The sequence below is a fragment of the Caballeronia sp. LZ003 genome, assembly GCF_031451465.1.
In the GTDB taxonomy this organism is placed as follows: Bacteria; Pseudomonadota; Gammaproteobacteria; order Burkholderiales; family Burkholderiaceae; genus Caballeronia.
The window spans coordinates 250,094-267,085 of record NZ_JARUXJ010000002.1; the positions used below are offsets into that span (position 1 = coordinate 250,094).

Genomic DNA, 16,992 nt, shown 5'->3' on the forward strand with positions numbered 1-16,992 from the left:
GATCGTCGCGCCGCGGTTGTACGTGGCGGTCGGCATCTCGGGCGCGATTCAGCATCTGGCCGGGATGAAGGACAGCAAGGTCATCGTCGCCATCAACAAAGATCCGGAAGCGCCTATTTTCAGCGTCGCGGATTACGGCGTCGTCGGCGACCTGTTTTCGCTCGTGCCGGAACTGACTGAATCGATCGACATGCGCTGACCCAGGAGGCGTATCGGGCAAACCTTGCCGCGCCTCGCGTGCATGACTCCCTCACGTTCGGCTAAAAACCTCACCTTTATTCCCAATCGCTGGGAATCCCTTTTTTGTCCGCCGGGAGCGATGTGGCATTCTGCGCTCATCGACATCGCCTTTCCGGCTGGACATCACAGTGAAACGGGAATCTAACGTCACCGGTGCCGAGCGCCTGCTGCTCGTGCTGACCGCGCTCGCCAGCCACGGCAAGGCCATGTCCGCGAAGGACATACTCGCCGCCACCGGTCTCGCGCAGAGCACGCTTTATCGGCAAGTGGCGTTGCTCAAACGCTGGGGCTTCGTCACCGAGGACGCCGGTTTTTACGCGCCCGGCCCGATCAGTCTTCAACTCGCGCTCGGCTTCGACGTCAATTCGCTGCTGGTCGAAGCGAGCCGCGAAGGCATGCTGAAGCTCGCGAACGCCACGCAGGAAAGCGTCGGCCTGATCGTCGCCGTGAACGATCAGGTGATCTGCCTCGAAATGATCGAGAGCACGCAGTCGTTGCGCTGTTCTTTCGAAAAGGGACGCTCGGTGCCGTTGCGCTCGGGCGCATCCGCCAAGTCGCTGCTCGCCTTCATGGCCGACAAACTGCGCGCCGAGACGCTGGAGCGTCTGTTCGCCAACGACGATGCCACCCGCGCCACCCTCGAAACCGAACTGGAGCGCATTCGCTCGCGCGGCTTCGCGGTGAGCGAAAGCGAAGTCGATCCCGGCGTATGGGGCGTAAGCGCGCCCGTGTTCCGGCGCGCGTCGCGCAGCGCGGGCGCGAGCGCATCGATCACGCTGATGGCGCCCTCCTCGCGCGCGGCAGGCCGGGAGCAGCAACTCGCGGACTGGACCGTGCGCGCCGCCAATGCCATATCCGCGCGGCTGCAGGCCGCCTGAACCGCCAATCAACGACAGACCACACCCCTGGAGCCACGCCATGAAAATCAAGAACCTGCTTTCCGCCGCGAGTTTCGGTATCGCCATGATGATTGCCGCGCTGCCTGGCGCCGCGACCGCGCAAGACTCGAACGTTTTGAACGTCGCCACGGACGCTACCTTCCCGCCGATGGAGTTCGTCGACAAGGGTCAGCGCACCGGCTTCGATATCGACATCATGAACGCGCTCGCCAAGAGCATGGGCAAGCAGATCCAGTGGACCGATATCGACTTCAAGGGACTGGTTCCGGGCCTCGTCGCCCATCGTTTCGATGCAGCCATCTCCGGCATCTACATCACGCCGGAACGCGCCCAGGTGATCGATTTCACCCAGTCGTACTTCGCGGGCGGCCTGTCCGCACTGGTCAAGGCGGATTCGCCGATCAAGACGCTCGCCGATCTCAACGGCAAGAAAGTGACGGTGCAGGTCGGCACGAAATCGGTCAACTTCCTGCGCGACAACTATCCGCAAGTGCAGCGCGTGGAAGTGGAAAAGAATCAGGAGATGTTCGATCTGGTCGGCATCGGCCGCGCGGATGCCGCCGTGACGGGCAAGCCCGCCGCATTCCAGTTTGCGCGCACGCGCCCCGGCTTTCGCGTGCTGGACAAGGAGCTGACGACCGAGGCATATGGCATCGCGGTGCGCAAGGACGAGCCGCAATTGCGCGATCAGATGAACGCCGCGCTCGCCAAGATCAAAGCGGACGGCACCTACGACGCGATCGTGAAGAAGTGGTTCAGCGCGAGCGCCGGCACGACGGCAAGCGCGAAGTAAGCCGGCGGACCTGAGCCATGCAACTCGACTTCACGCCAGCCTTCGCCGGTTGGGACGATCTGGCGCATGGCGCGCTCGTCACGGTGGAAGTGACCGCCGCCGCGCTCGTGCTCTCGTGCCTGCTCGGACTTCTGATCGGCATCGGCCGGCTCTCGCCGCAGCGGCGCATCGTCTACGGCTTCTGCACCGGATATCTGATCTTCTTTCGCGGCACGCCCTTGCTCGTGCAACTGTTTCTGCTGTTCTTCGGCCTGCCGCAGTTCAATATCCTGCTGCCTGCCTTCGTGTGCGGCATGCTCGGGCTCGGCCTGTATTCGGCGGCCTACGTGTCGGAGGTCGTGCGTGGCGCGATTCAATCGGTGGATCGTGGACAGATGGAAGCTGCGCGCTCCATCGGCATGTCGGCAGGTCAGGCCATGCGCGCGATCATTCTTCCGCAAGCCGTCGTGCGCATGATTCCGCCGCTCGGCAACGAGTTCATCGCGCTCATCAAGAACTCGGCGCTGGTGTCGCTTCTGACCATCGACGATCTCATGCACGAAGCACAGAAGATCATCAGCGTGTCGTACCGGTCGCTGGAGGTGTATCTCGTCGTCGCGCTCGTCTATCTCGTCCTGACGCAGACGACGAACTACATTCTTCATCGCGTGGAGCGACGGCTGCGCGCAGGAGGCATGGTGCAATGAACAGCGCCCAACCCATTCTCAGCATTCGCGATCTCACCAAGTCGTTCGGGACGCATCGCGTATTGAACGGTATCGACTTCGATATAGAGCCGAGTCAAGTTGTCGTGGTGATCGGGCCAAGCGGCTCCGGCAAGAGCACGTTTCTGCGCTGCTGCAACGGTCTGGAGCAGCCCGAGCGCGGAACCATCGACATCTGCGGGCATCGTCTCGTCGATCAGGGAACCATGCTCAAGGAGCGCGCGCTGAATGCATTGCGCACGGAAGTGGGCATGGTGTTTCAGTCGTTCAACCTGTTCCCGCATCTTTCGGTGCTGCACAACATTACCGTGGGACCGCGGATGTTGCGCGGTGCATCGAAGGCAGATGCCGAAACGGCCGCGCTCGGCCTGCTCAGGAAAGTCGGCCTCGAACACAAGGCGCATGCCATGCCCGCGAGTTTGTCGGGCGGCCAGAAGCAGCGCGTCGCCATTGCGCGGGCGCTGGCCATGCAACCGCGCGTCATGCTCTTCGACGAACCCACGTCCGCGCTCGATCCCGAACTCGTCGGCGAAGTGCTTCAGGTGATGAAGCTGCTCGCCGCCGAAGGCATGACCATGCTCGTCGTCACGCATGAGATGGGCTTTGCGAGAGAAGTGGCGGATGTCGTCGTCGTGATGGATGGCGGCGAGATCGTCGAGGCGGGCCCGCCCTCGCAAATCTTTTCGACACCCACGCAGCCTCGTACACGCTCGTTCCTGCAAGCGGTTTTGTCGCGTGCGTGAATGTTTCACCGATGCCCGACACCGAGTAGTCCGCTCATGAATACACGCACGAAATCACTCTTTGCGGCGCATGCGCTTTTGCCCGAAGGCTGGCGCACCGACGTGCTGCTCGAATGGGACGCCACAGGTACGCTCGTGGCGGTCACACCCGATAAGCGCGATGCGCCCGCCGACGTCGCGCGCGCCGCCGGACCGGTCATTCCCGGCGTGCCGAATCTTCATTCGCACGCGTTTCAGCGCGCGATGGCCGGACTCACCGAGTATCGCGCGAACGCGACCGACAGTTTCTGGAGCTGGCGGGAACTGATGTATCGCTTCGCCGCGCGCATCACGCCCGAGACGCTCGGCGCCATTGCGCGCTGGCTGTATGTCGAGATGCTCAAGGCTGGTTACACGTCCGTCTGCGAGTTCCATTACGTGCATCACGCGGAGGATGGAACGCGCCATGCAAACCCCGCCGAGCTTGCGCAACGCGTGGTGGATGCGGCGAGCGAAACCGGCATCGGCATGACGATGCTGCCGGTGCTCTATCAGTTCAGCGGCTTCGGCGAAGAGCCGCCTCGCGACGATCAGCGGCGCTTCGTCAATACGACCGAAGGCTATCTCGATCTGCTAGCCGCGTTGCGTCATGCCCGGCCCGAACATGGCGCACTGCGATACGGCGTCGCGCCGCATTCGCTGCGCGCGGTGTCGGAGGCGTCTCTGCGCGTCGTCATCGAAGCGTTGAACGACATCTCGCCTGACGCGCCGGTTCATATCCACATCGCGGAGCAAACGGCGGAAGTGGATGCTTCGCTTGCCGCGCTGGGCGCGCGGCCCGTGCAATGGCTGCTGGATCGTTTCGACGTGAACGCGCGCTGGTGCCTCGTGCATGCGACGCATATCGACGCCAGGGAAACCGCTGCGCTCGCGAAAAGCGGCGCCATTGCGGGCCTGTGCCTCACCACCGAAGCGAATCTCGGCGACGGGATTTTCCCCGCGAACGAATACCTCGACGCAGGCGGCGCTTTCGGTATCGGCTCGGATAGTCATGTCGGCGTGGACTGGCGCGCGGAACTGCGACTGCTCGAATATGGCCAGCGTCTGTCGCGGCGGCAGCGTAACGTGCTGGCATCGCACGAAACGGCGCAGGTTGCCGATCGCCTGTTTCGCGACGCCCTCGAAGGCGGCGCATGCGCGACCGGCCGCGCAGTCGGCGCGCTCATGCCGGGGGCGCGCGCGGACTGGATTGTGCTCGACGCCGATCATCCGAATCTCGCGGAACAGACGAGCGCGACGTGGCTCTCTTCCGTCGTATTCTGCGAACACGGCGAATCGCCCGTGCGCGATGTGTTCGTTGGCGGCGAGTGCGTGATCCGTGAGCGTCGGCATCACGATGAAGCGCGGCATTATCGCGACTATCGTGCGGCGCTTGCGCGGCTTTTTGCCGGCGCTTGAATCTACACAGTATCGCTGTCGTGCCCGTCGTTCGAGGGCGTGCCGATCGTCGCGCTCCAAGCGGCGTCGAACGTATCCGTTGCGGCTTATTCGATGCGCCTGCGCGTGGAAATGGCGGACGCCGTGGAAATGACGAGATCCGCGAAGCGCTTTTCGTCGCGATCGGCCTGCCAGCGCGAACGCGCCACCGCAATGTTCACCGCGCCGATGCCTCGTCCGTGCGCATTGGTGATGGCGGCCGCGGTGGAGATGTCGCTGACGAAATATTCGTCCTCCGTGTGCGCATAGCCCTGCTTGCGAATCTGTGCAACACGCTCCTTGATCTTGCGCGGCTGATACACCGTCGAGGCCGTATAGGGCACGAGGTTGGTACGCGAGAGAATGTCGTCGATCTCGCCGTCGGCGAGCGTGGCGAGGATCGAGAGACCGGGCGCCGTGCAATAAGCCGGCAAGCGCGAGCCGGTGATGACGTGCGCGTTGAACACGTTGCGGCTCACGATGCGCAGCACGAAAACGATGTCCGTGTCGTCCAGCACGGTGAGATTGGTGGCCTCTTCCGTCTCGGATCCGAGTTGCTGCAGATACGGCGTGGCGCGGCTCACGAGATCGTTCGACGTGAGGTAGTGATAGGTGAAGTCCAGCAGCCGTGGCGACAGTTCGTACTTGCGGCTGTCGGGGTCCTTGAACAGATAGCCGAGCGCCGCCAGCGTAAAACTGAAGCGCTGCGTCGCGCTCATGTCGAAGCCCGTGATGGCCGAGATTTCCGAAAGCGACAACTGCCGCTTGCTACCGTCGAAAGCCGTGAGCACCTTCATGGCCTTTTCGACGGACTGCACGTACAGCGACGACGCAGTTGCGTCCACCGCCTCGCCCGCCCCTTTCGCGGCGGCGTTCTTGCGTTTTCGCGGGGCTTTGGACTCGTCGCTCATCTCTCGTATGCTTTTGTCGTCGATGGCAAAATTATCGCATAGCCCTATTACCCTATCTGAATGCGATAACTCCTTAGGCTTTCACGCTGGCCAGCCGATCCCACGCGTCTTCCACGCTGCGCGACAGCAGATGCTTCTTGATGCGTTCGCTCGCCGTCAGTTCGAAGCCCGGCGCCGCGCGGTAATAACGCGGCAACTGAAAACTCGCGAGGCGCTCTCGCGCCCATATGTGCAGCGTTTCCCAGTCCACCGGCTCGTCCTTGAACTGCACGTTGAGCAGAATGTCCTGCTCGCCGACCGCCGACGCCACGCCCATCGCAGCGCTCAACCGCACCGCCGGATGCGTCGCGAAGACGCGTTCGATCTCCCATGCCGACACGTTCTCGCCGCGCACACGCATGCTGTCCGTCTGCCGGCCGACGAAATACAGATCGCCATCGGCGTCGCGGCGCGCGCGATCGCCCGTGTGCAATTTGCCGTTGCGAAGCGCAGATTTCGTCGCCTCGGGATTCTTCAGATACGCTGGCAAAAAGGTCCCTTCCACTTTGCTCGACAACACGATCTCACCCGCCTCGCCTGGCGGCACCGGCTGGCCGTGTTCATCGAGCAATTCGATATCGAGCCACGGCAGCGCGCGGCCGATGGACCCCGGCTTGCCGGTAACGTTCGCGGTAGCGAAGCTAGAACACTCCGTCATGCCGTAGCACTCGCGCAGACGCACCTTGAGGCGCGTTTGTATCGGCTCCCACGCAGACGCGCTCACACCCGCGCCCCACGCCACGCGCAACGAATGCGCTGAAGGCTGCGCGGCTTCGGGCAACTGCATCAGGATATCGAGCACGCCGCCAAGGTAATGCAGTTGCGTCGCGCCCGCGCGCTCCACTTGCGGCCAAAACTGCGAAGCCGAGAAGCGCGGCACCGCATGCAGTGTCACCGGTTCGAGGAACGGCAGCAACAGCATCTGCGCGCCGCCGATGTGGCACAGCGGCTCCCACAGGAACAGGCGGTCGCCCTCGCGCACGTCGGCGACACGCAACGCCGCTTCACTCGCAATGCGCATCATGCGATGCGTGAATACGACGCCCTTCGGCGCGCCCGTCGTGCCGGATGTATAGATGATGCACAACGGCGCGTCGACGGGGATCGCCGGCGTGGCGAACGCGGCGTTCGTATCCGCCGCATCGAACGCGGGCAGGCGCGTGCGTTTGGACATGCCGCAGTCGATCGATGCCGTGATCGCGTCGAACTCGCCGTCGATGACGAAGAGTTTCGGTTCTGCATGTTGCAGCAGATAGTCGAGGCCCGACGCGCGCAACTTGATGTTCACCGGCACCCAGACGAGGCCGCTCAACACGAGTGCGTAAATCAGATGAATGTGTTCGGGACTGTTGCCGAGCATCACCGCGACGCGATCGCCCGGCACGAGCCCCTGACCCGCGAACCAGCGTTGCAATTGCACGATATGACGCGAGGCGTCCGCGCACGAGATTGCATGATCGTCGAAATGCACGACGGTGCGCGCGGGCGTGGCGCGCAATCCGGCCGCGAGGAGCGGCGCGCAATCGAGTTCGTCGTTCGCGTGCCGGTGGCCAAAGTATTCTGAATAACGATGCATGTTCGGATCGGGTTATGGACTGCTTCTATGGCTAGGTGTCGCTGAATGGTGTCGAAATCAGCGCGCGCGGCGCTTGATCCACGACGACACCGCCACCACCAGCGCGATCAGCACGATCAGCGTGGTCGATACCGCCGCGAGCGTGGGCGTCACGGCCAATTGGATGTCGTCCCACATCTGTTTGGGTAGCGTCGAGTTGATGCCGCCGCTCACGAAGATCGCAATGGTGAGATCGTCGAAGGAAACCAGAAATGCGAACAGGAACGCCGCCGTCACGCTCGCCATCAGAAGCGGCAGCACGATCGACGTGATACGCCGCAGCGGCGATGCGCCCATGACCCGCGCGGCATCGTCCAGACGCCAGTCGAAGCGCTGGAAGCCGGCTGCAAGCGTCACCACCACGTAGGGAATAGCGAGCACCGTATGCCCGATCACGAGCCCGAGGTTGGTGCCCGTCAGCCCGAAGCGTCCGAACAGATACAGGAGCCCGACCGCCACCACGATACGCGGCACGATCAACGGCGCGACCAGCAGCGCGAACACCGGTTTGCTGGCGCGGCGCGGCATGCGCGTCATCGCGAGCGTCGCGCCGAAGCCGAGCAGCAGCGACAGCACCGCGGTGCCGAATCCCACTTCGAACGATCGGAAGATCGCGCTGTGCCACACGGGCGAATCCATGAAGGTGCCGAACCACTTGCCGCTGAAAAGCTTCGGCGGGAACGCGATGTAGTCGCTCTTCGTGAACGCGTACGGAATCACCGACAGCACCGGCGCGACCAGCACCACCATGATCGCGCAGGTGTAGACGCCGAGCGGACTGGCTGCGCGCGCGGCGGTATCCGCATGCGGATTGCGGCGCATGAGAAACGGCGCGAAGAGGCGGCCGGCCAGCATCAGAACGGCGAGCTTGATGCCTTGCGCCCGCGAGCCGCGCGAACGCTCGGTGACGTCGCCCGTGAGCGAAGTCAGGCCGACCATGCGGTCATAGACGAAGAAGATCACGATCGAGCAGACAAGCAGCACGGTCGAGAGCGCGCCGGCGAACCGCATGTCGAAGAGTTCGAGCACGGACGAGATCACGAGTTGCGCGATCATCGTTTCTTTCGGCGAGCCAAGCAGCGCCGGCACGATGAAGAAGCCGAGACTCGAGATGAACACGAGCAGTCCCGCCGCCGCGACACCCGGCGACGACAAGGGCAGAAACACCGTGAAAAAGCTCATGCTGCGTTGCGCGCCGAGCGTTTCGGCGGCTTGTGTCAGACGGTCGTCGATACCGCGCATCACAGGCAGCATGGTCATCACGGCGAGCGGCATCATGGAATGCACCATGCCGATCAGGACGCCGGTCAGCGATGGAATCGTACCGCTCGTTTCCCGCACGAGACCGAGCGACAGCGCGATGGTCGACAGCACGCCGGTCTTGGAGAGCAGCAGCATCCACGCATAGGTTTTGACAAGGTAGCTGGTCCAGAACGGCAGCATGATCCACAACAGCCAGCGTTCGCGCACGCGCTCCGACAGACGGCTCAACATGTACGCAACCGGATAGCCGAGCAGAATGGACAACGCCGCCGTCATGAACGAGATGCCGAACGTAATCCACAAAACCTTGGCATAAACCGGCGTGCGCGCGATGCGTTCGAACTGCGAGAAACCGTATTGCCCGTCCGCGCCGACGAGTCCGCCTTGCAGAATCTCGCCGACCGGCACGATGAAGAACACCAGCAGGAACAACAAGGTCGGCACGATAGGCAGGATGCGCAACGTGCGCGCGGTCCACACGGACCGGCCGCGCCGCGAGCCTTCGTTCTCGCGTTGCGCGTGAAGTGCGATGGTCATATGCGCGTCCTCAGGCGTGCAGCAACGTGGTGCGATACGGGTCCCACACGAGGCCCACCCTTTCACCGACGCGTGGCGACAGGCTGCGCTCGCAGCGCACCGTGATCTCGCTGCCGTCGTTCATGGCGAGTTGCACGCGCGTATCGCTGCCGAAGAAAACGACATCGGCGATGGTGCCGTCGATGAAGCCGCTCTTCGGTTCCACGAGGCGCGGCGCCTCGGGACGCAGCAACAGCGTGTGGCGCGTCGACGGTGCGACTTGCGCGTTCATCGGCAAGGGAATGCGTCCGCCGGCGGCAAGCAGAATGGGCTCGCCGCCCTTGCCGCGCGTGTCGTCGAGCGCGCCTTCCAGCAGATTCGAGTGACCGATGAAGCCCGCCGCGAATCGCGTCGCCGGGCGGTCGTAGAGATCGGCGGGCGTGCCTACCTGTTCGATGCGCGCCTGATTCATGAGGCAGATGCGGTCCGAAAGCGTGAGCGCTTCGTCCTGATCGTGCGTGACGTAGACGAAGGTCGCGCCAAGCTCTTTGTGCAGACGGCGGATTTCCGACTGCATATGCTCGCGCAGCTTCTTGTCCAGCGCGCCGAGCGGCTCGTCCAGCAAGATCACCGACGGACGATACGCAAAGCATCGCGCCAGCGCGATACGCTGCTGCTGGCCGCCCGACAGTTCCTTCGGAAAACGCTTGGCGTATTCGGTCATGCGCACCATGGCGAGCGCGTCGTCCACGGCGGCGCGCACGTCCTCGCGCGACTTGCGCCGCATGCGCAGACCGTATGCGACGTTGTCCCACACGCTCATGTGCGGAAAGAGCGCATAGCTCTGAAACACCATGCCGATGCCGCGCTTGCCCGGCTCGACATGCGTCACGTCGCGGCCATCTATCTCGATACGCCCCGCGCTCGGCGCAACGAGCCCGGAGATCATCTGCAACAACGTGGTCTTGCCCGAACCCGAGGGACCGAGCAGCGTCAGGAACTCGCCCGCCTGCACGGCGAGGTCCGTCGCTTCCAGCGCGATGGCGTCGCCATAACGCTTCGCGATGCCGATTGCCTCGAGTTTCGAGCTCATCTTCCGCTCCTTACGAAATGATCCACGAATTGAACCGCTCGGTGACTTTCTGGCGATTCTCTTCCCACCATTGCGGACTCGGCAGCTTCATGTCCTTGATGTTTTCCGGCGCCGTCGGCAACAGCGCGGCACGCTCCTTGTCGATGGTCTCGAACGACTTCTTGTTGGTCGGTCCGTAAGCCAGCGTGCGGGTGAGCGCGGCCTGGCGCTTCGCATCGGCGCAAAAGCGCACGAACTGCCTGGCTGCATCGGCGCGCGGCGTGCCCTTCGGAATGCCCCAGCCCTCGATGGAATACAGGCCCTGATTCCACACGATGTTGACCGGCGCGCCCGAATCCTTCGCGGCTTGCGCGCGGCCATTCCAGGTCGAGATCATGTCGACGTCGCCGCTCTGGATCGCCTGCATGGCCTGCGCGCCCGAGGTCCACCAGATGGCGATATGCGGCTTGATCTTGTCGAGACTCTTGAAGGCGCGATCAACGTCAAGCGGATAGAGCTTGTCGAGCGGCACGCCGTCGGCCAGCAGCGCCTGCTCCAGCGTGTCGAGCGGACTGCGCCGCAGGCAGCGGCGGCCGGGAAATTTCTTCACGTCCCAGAAATCCGCCCACGACTTCGGGCCGTTGTCCTTGAACTTGTCGGCGCGATAGGCAAGCACCGTCGAATACACGTCCACACCAAGCCAGTTCGGCGTGATCGCCTCGGGCATGATGTCCGGGAAGTCGCTCGCCTTCAGCCCGATCGGTTCGAGCAGACCTTTCGACTCGAGATATGGAATGTCGGCGGACAACGTGAGCGTGGTTACGTCCCACACGTAGTTCTTGGTTTGCACCATCGCGGCGAACTGCGCCACCGGTTGCGATTCGCGCGCGACGCTCACCACCTTGATGCCGGTGGCTTTCTCGAACGGATCGTAGAAGGCCTCGCGATACGCCGTCGTGTACGGGCCGCCCGGGTCCGACACCACGATCTGCTTACTCTGCGCGCGTGCTGCAAGCGGCATTGCGCCAGTTACGGCTAGCGCAAGCGCGCCTTGCAGGGCGCGGCGTCGCGTCGGATTGAAGTCTTGCGTCATGTTTCAGGTCTCCCGCACAGGGATTGAAAAGGAACGGCTCGGCTTCAGCCCGATTTATTTGGCGCGCTTTTTGAAGAACGCTTCCATCATGCGAGCCGGCTCCCCGGAGTCGTACGCTTCGCGCTGAATGCGCATGCCCGCTTCGATGCAATCGACGAAACCCGGCTCCGTCATCTCGCGAAAACGCTGCTTGTCCAGACGCATGGCAACCGGTGGCTTGTCCGCGAGTTCGGTGGCGATTTCGAGCGCCTTCTCGAACACCTTTTCTTCCGGCACGAGGTGATGCATGAGACCGATGCGGTGACACTCATCCGCGTCCATCAGGCGACCGGTGAGCGTGAGTTCGATGGTTCGCGACATGCCGAGCATCGAGTTCATGATCCACGGACCTGTGGTGCTGGCGATACCCGCGTTGATTTCCGGCTGACCCATGCGCACGCCCGGATGACCGACGCGAATGTCGCCGAGCAGCGCGACCTGAAATGCCGAGCCGGCGGCCGTGCCGTTGAGCGCCATGACGAGCGGCTTCTGAAGGCCGCGCAGCGCGGCGTAATAGCGCTGCCATTCCTTGACCCATTCCACGGCGCGCTCGCCGTCGAAGTCGTGCGCTTCCGACAGATCCTGCCCCGCCGAAAATGCGCGGTTGCCGGCGCCGGTCATGATGATCGCGGCGACCTGATCGTCGTCGTTGTAGCGATCGAGCGCGTCGATGATCTTGTTACGCATCGGCGTGGTCCACGCGTTGAGGCGCTCGGGACGATTCAGCGTAATGACCGCCACGCGGCCATGACTGGAAAACAGGACGTCTTCACTCATAATTATCGCATCGCAATAGTTGATGGTGAATGGCAATATAGGCCGATCAAAATTACGATGCAAGCGGGTTTACGAGATGGACTGCGGCCGGTTGCCGAGAGACGCTTGCACTTAGGCGTTGAGCCGTTGGTCAACGCATCGCAACACGGCGTTCTCGCTAACCGCTCTGCCCGCAGAATGCGCATGGCCCGCATGGCGGCGATGAACCGCGCCCGCCGCGTACTGACCGCGCACGATGTCGCGGGCGATATCCGCGACCGACATAGGCCGCAGCGACTTAGATGTTCTTAGGGGTTGTCAACGCGGGCTCCTTCTCCGCGCCGCGCGCCAGAAGAAGTTGGAGCAGCCGGCCGTAGCGAAGACGGTTGCGCACATGGCGGAACGTCTAGGCGCGCGTCTGCCGCTGCGTTCGACACGAGGGCTCGCGCCGACGAAAGCCGGTCAGCGCTTTATTTGCACGCGCGCCGGACCATCGCAGAGGCGGAGCAAGCCGAGCAGGCGGTGCGCGATTCGTCGGACGGTTTTTTCGGAAGACCGCGCATGGGCGCGGCTGCGTGTCTCGCCGGCGCTCAAGTCTTTCCTCGATCGACGCCTTGACCTCAGCATCGACTACGTTCTCGACGAAGGCGTCGATGTTGCGTTGCAGGTGCGGAACGCACCGGAGCAGTCGCCAATACGACTCGGGATGCTGGCGGCTAGATGATGGATGGATCGCTTGACGCAGTGAGTGGCTCGCGTGGGAACGAGGCGTGGACCACTTTCCAGGTTCCCACGCCTCGCGCCGTATTTTTAGTTTTGTCCTCGCGCCACCACGACATCGCGGAACCGAATCTTCCGGGGCAATCCCCACGCGATGAGCACAGCCGTAATCGCGCACACCACGGCGATTGCATAGAGTCCCATCGACGGGCTCCCCAGCAGGTCCTTGACCTTGCCGACCATATAAGGCGCAACGATGCCGCCGAACTGTCCAAGCGAGTTGATCAGCGCAAGCCCGGCTGCCGCCGCGGCACCCGTCAGCATTCTGGCCGGGAACATCCAGAAAATGCCGAACGAAGCGATGACACCCGTAGCGGAGATGCTGAGGCCGAGCACGAGCAACACCGTATGACCGGGCCATGTGGCGCTGATCAGATAGCCGAGTGCCGCCGCGATCGCGCAGCCGGCCAGATGCCAGCGACGCTCACCGGTACGGTCCGAACTATGACTGATGAGCACCGTGCCAGCCATTGCCGCGAGATAGGGAATCATCGTGATCAGACCGATGATGAGCGGGTCGCTCGTGCCCGCGCTCTTCACCAGTTGCGGCATCCAGAAGAGGAAGCCGTAGATCCCCATGCACAGCCCGAAATAGATCAGTGAGAACAAGTAAATCACGGGCCAGCGCAGCGCAACGAGGAACGAATGCGTGCTGTCGACCTTGCGGTCGCGCGAGAGGATCGAGGCAAGAAGCGTCTTCTCCGCAGGCGTCAGCCACTTGGCGTCTTCCATCCGGTCATCGAGCACGATCAGCACCACGATGCCGAGCAGAACCGAGGGCAAACCTTCGAGCAAAAACAGCCACTGCCAGCCGGGCATGCCATTCAAGCCATCGAAGAACTTCAGGATGCCGCCGGAAATCGGGCCACCGATGATTCCGCAAAGTGCAATCGCCCCGAAAAAATACGAGTTCACGCGACCGCGCCGTTCGGCGGGAAACCACTGCGTGTAGAAGTAGAGCACGCCCGGCACGAACCCGGCTTCGAGTGCGCCGAGGAGAAATCGCAGGATATAGAACCAGGTTTCGTCGCGCACGAACATCATTGCCGCCGACGCGATGCCCCACGAAATCATGATGCGCGCGATCCAGCGTCGCGCACCGGTGCGCACCATGATCGCGTTACTTGGAATCTCGAACAGCAAATAACCGACGAAGAACACGCTTGCGCCAAAGCCGTACGCGGCGTCGCTGAAGCCGAGTTGAGCCTGCATTTGCAGTTTGGCGAAACTGATGTTCACGCGATCGAGGTAAGCAACCACGAAGCAGGCGAGGATCAAGGGAACGATACGTCGGGTTACTTTATTGAAGAGGTGCGCCTCGGCAGCGGTATCCATCTCCGGTATTTCGGTCAGCGTTTCGAGCATACCTGTCTCCATCGATTTGTTTTGTCTTCTAATTGCGGGGCACCGGTTTCCAATCAACCAGTACACGCTGCGCTCGCTCGATTGTCTAGCCGCGTCCTATGAACGGCATCTTGGTTGCCATCACCGTCATGAACTGCACGTTCGCGCCGGGCGGCATGCTTGCCATGTAAGCGACGGATTGCGCCGCATGCGCCAAGTCCATCGTCGGCTCCGGCGCTCGCTCGCCGTTTGCCTGAAGAACGCCACCGGCCATTCCCGCGGCCATCTCTGTCAGAACGTTGCCGAAATCGATCTGACAGACCGCGATGTCGTACTTGCGCCCGTCCAGCGCGCAGGCCTTCGTCAAGCCACTGACTGCGTGCTTGCTTGCCGTGTAATCCGCGGAATGAAGACGCGGCGTATGCGCCGACAAGGAGCCGTTGTTGATGACCCGGCCGCCTGGCGGGTTATTTGCACGCATCCGGCGAAAGGCGGCTTGCGTGCACAAAAGCGTGCCGATCACATTGATATCGAGCATCGTGCGAAAGCGCTCTATCGAAAGATCCTCGACCGACACGCCTTCCACGCCCACTCCCGCGTTGTTGAAAAGCAGATCGAGGCGACCGTAGCGCTCCTGCACCGTGTCGAAGAGACGTTGTACCGATGCCGAGTCGGTGACATCGGTGGCAATGGCCATCAACTTGCTGGCGGATTCGGGAACGTGTTGCTCGTAGTCTCGAATGACCGCGTCGAGCGCCTCTTGCCGACGTCCGGCGAGCGCGACACACCAGCCATCGTTCGCGAGCGCGTGCACCGTTGCCCGACCAATACCGCTGCCTGCTCCCGTGACGATGGCTACGCGCAATGTCTTCTCTGTGTCGTGTCGAGTCATGACGGCTTCTGTTTGTTGTCGTCTGCGGTTGGCCCGGAGCGGTTTATCCGGCATGGATAGGCACTTATGACTTTGCAGTGAATCTAGCGAAAACTTTACAGGCCGGGTACTGAGACTTTTTGATAGCGGTATGACTTTGCGTTATACCGGACGCTGTCGATTCACACTGCAGATGACGGCCCATTCGGCGCGAGAGCCAGTCCCCGTCTGCGTTCCCGAGGCGGCAACCACCCAGTAATCCGAATCGAGAACTTCCCTGCTTCGTCACAATCGCCCTTGCGCATAAGGGAATGTGCGTAGTACGACCGTATCGTTTCGAAAAGAATGGTTCGGCGGCTCGCATATCGATTACGAGCCAGCTTACGCAACCGCAGTTTCGGTAAAAAGGTGCGCCCCCGACGCCACGACGGAACAAATCCCCTCTCGCTCATTCATGTTCTATCGCCGGGAGCCGTTATTGGATACATGGAGCATCGCATCAGGCACTGTACGCTCAAGCGACGCTTCATACCCAGAGCCTGAACCGTAGGCCCGGGTACACGATGAAGCTTCTGCGCATTCAAAACCTTCGGATTCGTCAACTGAGAGAGACGACTACCGATGCAGACGACCAATCGGTACACCGGGCAAAGACACCACAACGTTGAACCCGAGGATCAAATCATGACGCACTTCTTCAAGCGCTATCTCAAGGATACGCGCGGCATTACCGCGATTGAATATGGCCTGATCGCCGGCGTACTTGCGCTCGGCATCATGACGTCCGTCAGCGGCGTCGCCACTCAACTGTCGACCACCTTTTCCGCCATCACGACCAAGCTCTCTACGATCCACTAAGCGTGGTCGGCGTTCTCTTCGGGAGTTTCGTGAGCCTCGACCCGGCAACGCTAGGCTAGTCGCAGATCCCACAAGACATCGAGTACCTGTCGAGTGGTGCGCTCAACGTGCCCCACACGGTGTGCAATGCCTAGCCGACGCCACAACGCCGGGCGCAGCGGACGCATGACGACGCGTCCGTCGTGCGATGGCGTCGTGGCCTCATGCGGCAGAAGCGCCGCGCCGTAACCTGCCGCCACGAGACTCTTGATCGCGTCGTTGTAGTTCAGCTGAATGCGCGGCGTCGGATGATGACCCGCCGTCGCAAACCACTCCGCTGTCAGACGCGAGAGACGCGTAGTCGCATCATTCAATATGAGAGGCCGAGCGGCCAGCCAATCAGGCGTGACACGGGCGGGACAACGCCAATGCGCGGGCACGAACGCCATCACCGGGTCGCGGCGCCAAGGCTTTATCACGAGTCCGGCCACGGGGAGTTGAGGCAGCGCGACCAGCCCGACATCCAGTCTCCCATCCGCCAATTGGGACAGCGTTTCATGCGACGTGAGCACCGCAAGCTGAATATCGATTGCGGGATTGTGCTGGCGCAACACGTCGAGCGCTTGCGGCAACAAGTGCGCGATCACGCCAGTCGATGCACCGAGCCGCACCCGCCCTTCGAGTCCCTGCACCTGGCGTTCGATATCGTCCAACGCCTGCTCCGCATCGGCCAGCAGCCGACGCGCGCGTTCCACCAGCAGCTCTCCTATTGCCGATGGCCTGACCTGCCCGCGCTTGCGTGACAAGAGCGGCGCCCCAATGCGGTCTTCGAGTTCAGCGACATGCAAACTGACCGTCGGAGGCGCCAGATGCAGAGCGCGCGCTGCATCGGCAAATGAGCCCCGCTCGGCAACCGCGATGAGAGTGCGCAAACGGTCAAGGCTGATCTCTCGCATGTTGGCGTCCAAATTCAGAAAAGTTGAATGTTCAAGTCATGAAATTCGAATTTTCTTATTCTAACG

17 protein-coding genes are annotated in these 16,992 nt (G+C 62.4%); 8 read left to right on the forward strand and 9 right to left on the reverse strand.

The genetic code is table 11. The annotated features are described in order from the left end of the window. The 6 genes from QCE79_RS15775 to QCE79_RS15800 all read left to right on the forward strand — a co-directional run. Positions 1-199: FAD-binding protein (locus QCE79_RS15775; protein ID WP_309845792.1), on the forward strand; the 199-nt coding region annotated here is incomplete at its 5' end. Positions 200-368: 169 nt separating this feature from the next. Next, entirely contained in the window at positions 369-1,118 is a 750-nt protein-coding gene (locus QCE79_RS15780; protein WP_250469532.1) for an IclR family transcriptional regulator, read from the forward strand. 40 nt (positions 1,119-1,158) lie between these two features. Then, complete coding sequence (locus QCE79_RS15785; protein WP_309845794.1) at positions 1,159-1,932, forward strand: transporter substrate-binding domain-containing protein; 774 nt, start codon at positions 1,159-1,161, stop codon at positions 1,930-1,932. A 17-nt stretch (positions 1,933-1,949) separates the two neighbouring features. Continuing rightward, on the forward strand, positions 1,950-2,618 hold the full coding sequence (locus tag QCE79_RS15790; RefSeq protein ID WP_250469534.1) for an amino acid ABC transporter permease: 669 nt from the start codon (positions 1,950-1,952) through the stop codon (positions 2,616-2,618). Further along, on the forward strand, positions 2,615-3,379 hold the full coding sequence (locus tag QCE79_RS15795; RefSeq protein WP_244831437.1) for an amino acid ABC transporter ATP-binding protein: 765 nt from the start codon (positions 2,615-2,617) through the stop codon (positions 3,377-3,379). Before QCE79_RS15790 ends, QCE79_RS15795 begins: the two co-directional genes overlap by 4 nt. Positions 3,380-3,415: 36 nt before the next feature. Then, positions 3,416-4,816 (forward strand): formimidoylglutamate deiminase, encoded by a 1,401-nt coding sequence (locus QCE79_RS15800; protein WP_309845798.1) that lies wholly within the window; start codon positions 3,416-3,418, stop codon positions 4,814-4,816. An 86-nt stretch (positions 4,817-4,902) separates the two neighbouring features. Here QCE79_RS15800 and QCE79_RS15805 read toward each other — a convergent pair whose 3' ends face one another. From QCE79_RS15805 to QCE79_RS15830, 6 genes are all read right to left on the reverse strand, one after another. Beyond that, entirely contained in the window at positions 4,903-5,745 is an 843-nt protein-coding gene (locus QCE79_RS15805; RefSeq protein WP_250494786.1) for an IclR family transcriptional regulator, read from the reverse strand. Positions 5,746-5,818: 73 nt separating this feature from the next. Then, the gene (locus tag QCE79_RS15810; RefSeq protein ID WP_250469537.1) at positions 5,819-7,360 is read right to left on the reverse strand and encodes an AMP-binding protein; all 1,542 of its coding nucleotides are present in this window, start codon (positions 7,358-7,360) and stop codon (positions 5,819-5,821) included. 57 nt (positions 7,361-7,417) lie between these two features. Then, positions 7,418-9,199 carry an ABC transporter permease subunit gene (locus QCE79_RS15815; protein ID WP_309845802.1) on the reverse strand — a complete coding sequence of 594 codons (1,782 nt, stop codon included), beginning with the start codon at positions 9,197-9,199 and terminating at the stop codon, positions 7,418-7,420. A 10-nt stretch (positions 9,200-9,209) separates the two neighbouring features. Beyond that, positions 9,210-10,271 (reverse strand): ABC transporter ATP-binding protein, encoded by a 1,062-nt coding sequence (locus QCE79_RS15820; protein ID WP_309845805.1) that lies wholly within the window; start codon positions 10,269-10,271, stop codon positions 9,210-9,212. 10 nt (positions 10,272-10,281) lie between these two features. Then, entirely contained in the window at positions 10,282-11,343 is a 1,062-nt protein-coding gene (locus QCE79_RS15825) for an ABC transporter substrate-binding protein (RefSeq protein WP_250469540.1), read from the reverse strand. A gap of 54 nt (positions 11,344-11,397) precedes the next feature. Continuing rightward, complete coding sequence (locus QCE79_RS15830; protein WP_309845808.1) at positions 11,398-12,159, reverse strand: enoyl-CoA hydratase/isomerase family protein; 762 nt, start codon at positions 12,157-12,159, stop codon at positions 11,398-11,400. 337 nt (positions 12,160-12,496) lie between these two features. Between QCE79_RS15830 and QCE79_RS15835 the strand changes: the two genes are divergently transcribed. Continuing rightward, the gene (locus QCE79_RS15835) at positions 12,497-12,862 is read left to right on the forward strand and encodes a LysR family transcriptional regulator (protein ID WP_404989368.1); all 366 of its coding nucleotides are present in this window, start codon (positions 12,497-12,499) and stop codon (positions 12,860-12,862) included. Between the two features lie 86 nt (positions 12,863-12,948). On the opposite strand, the gene QCE79_RS15840 is transcribed toward QCE79_RS15835, so the two are convergent. Next, entirely contained in the window at positions 12,949-14,283 is a 1,335-nt protein-coding gene (locus QCE79_RS15840) for an MFS transporter (RefSeq protein WP_244831439.1), read from the reverse strand. 85 nt (positions 14,284-14,368) lie between these two features. Next, positions 14,369-15,154, reverse strand: coding sequence for an SDR family oxidoreductase (locus tag QCE79_RS15845; protein ID WP_309845815.1), 786 nt, complete (start codon positions 15,152-15,154; stop codon positions 14,369-14,371). Between the two features lie 663 nt (positions 15,155-15,817). Here QCE79_RS15845 and QCE79_RS15850 point away from each other — a divergent pair. Then, positions 15,818-15,991, forward strand: a complete 174-nt coding sequence (locus QCE79_RS15850) for a Flp family type IVb pilin (protein WP_244831949.1) — start codon at positions 15,818-15,820, stop codon at positions 15,989-15,991. 50 nt (positions 15,992-16,041) lie between these two features. On the opposite strand, the gene QCE79_RS15855 is transcribed toward QCE79_RS15850, so the two are convergent. Next, positions 16,042-16,926, reverse strand: a complete 885-nt coding sequence (locus QCE79_RS15855; RefSeq protein WP_309845823.1) for a LysR family transcriptional regulator — start codon at positions 16,924-16,926, stop codon at positions 16,042-16,044. Between the last annotated feature and the right edge of the window lie 66 nt (positions 16,927-16,992).

What these genes read in the sequence shown, in the direction of transcription:
- QCE79_RS15785 (WP_309845794.1), top strand. Translation starts at nt 1,159, where the DNA reads ATGAAAATCAAGAACCTGCTTTCCGCCGCGAGTTTCGGTATCGCCATG.
- QCE79_RS15790 (WP_250469534.1), top strand. Translation starts at nt 1,950, where the DNA reads ATGCAACTCGACTTCACGCCAGCCTTCGCCGGTTGGGACGATCTGGCG.
- QCE79_RS15795 (WP_244831437.1), top strand. Translation starts at nt 2,615, where the DNA reads ATGAACAGCGCCCAACCCATTCTCAGCATTCGCGATCTCACCAAGTCG.
- QCE79_RS15800 (WP_309845798.1), top strand. Translation starts at nt 3,416, where the DNA reads ATGAATACACGCACGAAATCACTCTTTGCGGCGCATGCGCTTTTGCCC.
- QCE79_RS15805 (WP_250494786.1), bottom strand. Translation starts at nt 5,745, where the DNA reads ATGAGCGACGAGTCCAAAGCCCCGCGAAAACGCAAGAACGCCGCCGCG.
- QCE79_RS15810 (WP_250469537.1), bottom strand. Translation starts at nt 7,360, where the DNA reads ATGCATCGTTATTCAGAATACTTTGGCCACCGGCACGCGAACGACGAA.
- QCE79_RS15815 (WP_309845802.1), bottom strand. Translation starts at nt 9,199, where the DNA reads ATGACCATCGCACTTCACGCGCAACGCGAGAACGAAGGCTCGCGGCGC.
- QCE79_RS15820 (WP_309845805.1), bottom strand. Translation starts at nt 10,271, where the DNA reads ATGAGCTCGAAACTCGAGGCAATCGGCATCGCGAAGCGTTATGGCGAC.
- QCE79_RS15825 (WP_250469540.1), bottom strand. Translation starts at nt 11,343, where the DNA reads ATGACGCAAGACTTCAATCCGACGCGACGCCGCGCCCTGCAAGGCGCG.
- QCE79_RS15830 (WP_309845808.1), bottom strand. Translation starts at nt 12,159, where the DNA reads ATGAGTGAAGACGTCCTGTTTTCCAGTCATGGCCGCGTGGCGGTCATT.
- QCE79_RS15840 (WP_244831439.1), bottom strand. Translation starts at nt 14,283, where the DNA reads ATGCTCGAAACGCTGACCGAAATACCGGAGATGGATACCGCTGCCGAG.
- QCE79_RS15845 (WP_309845815.1), bottom strand. Translation starts at nt 15,154, where the DNA reads ATGACTCGACACGACACAGAGAAGACATTGCGCGTAGCCATCGTCACG.
- QCE79_RS15850 (WP_244831949.1), top strand. Translation starts at nt 15,818, where the DNA reads ATGACGCACTTCTTCAAGCGCTATCTCAAGGATACGCGCGGCATTACC.
- QCE79_RS15855 (WP_309845823.1), bottom strand. Translation starts at nt 16,926, where the DNA reads ATGCGAGAGATCAGCCTTGACCGTTTGCGCACTCTCATCGCGGTTGCC.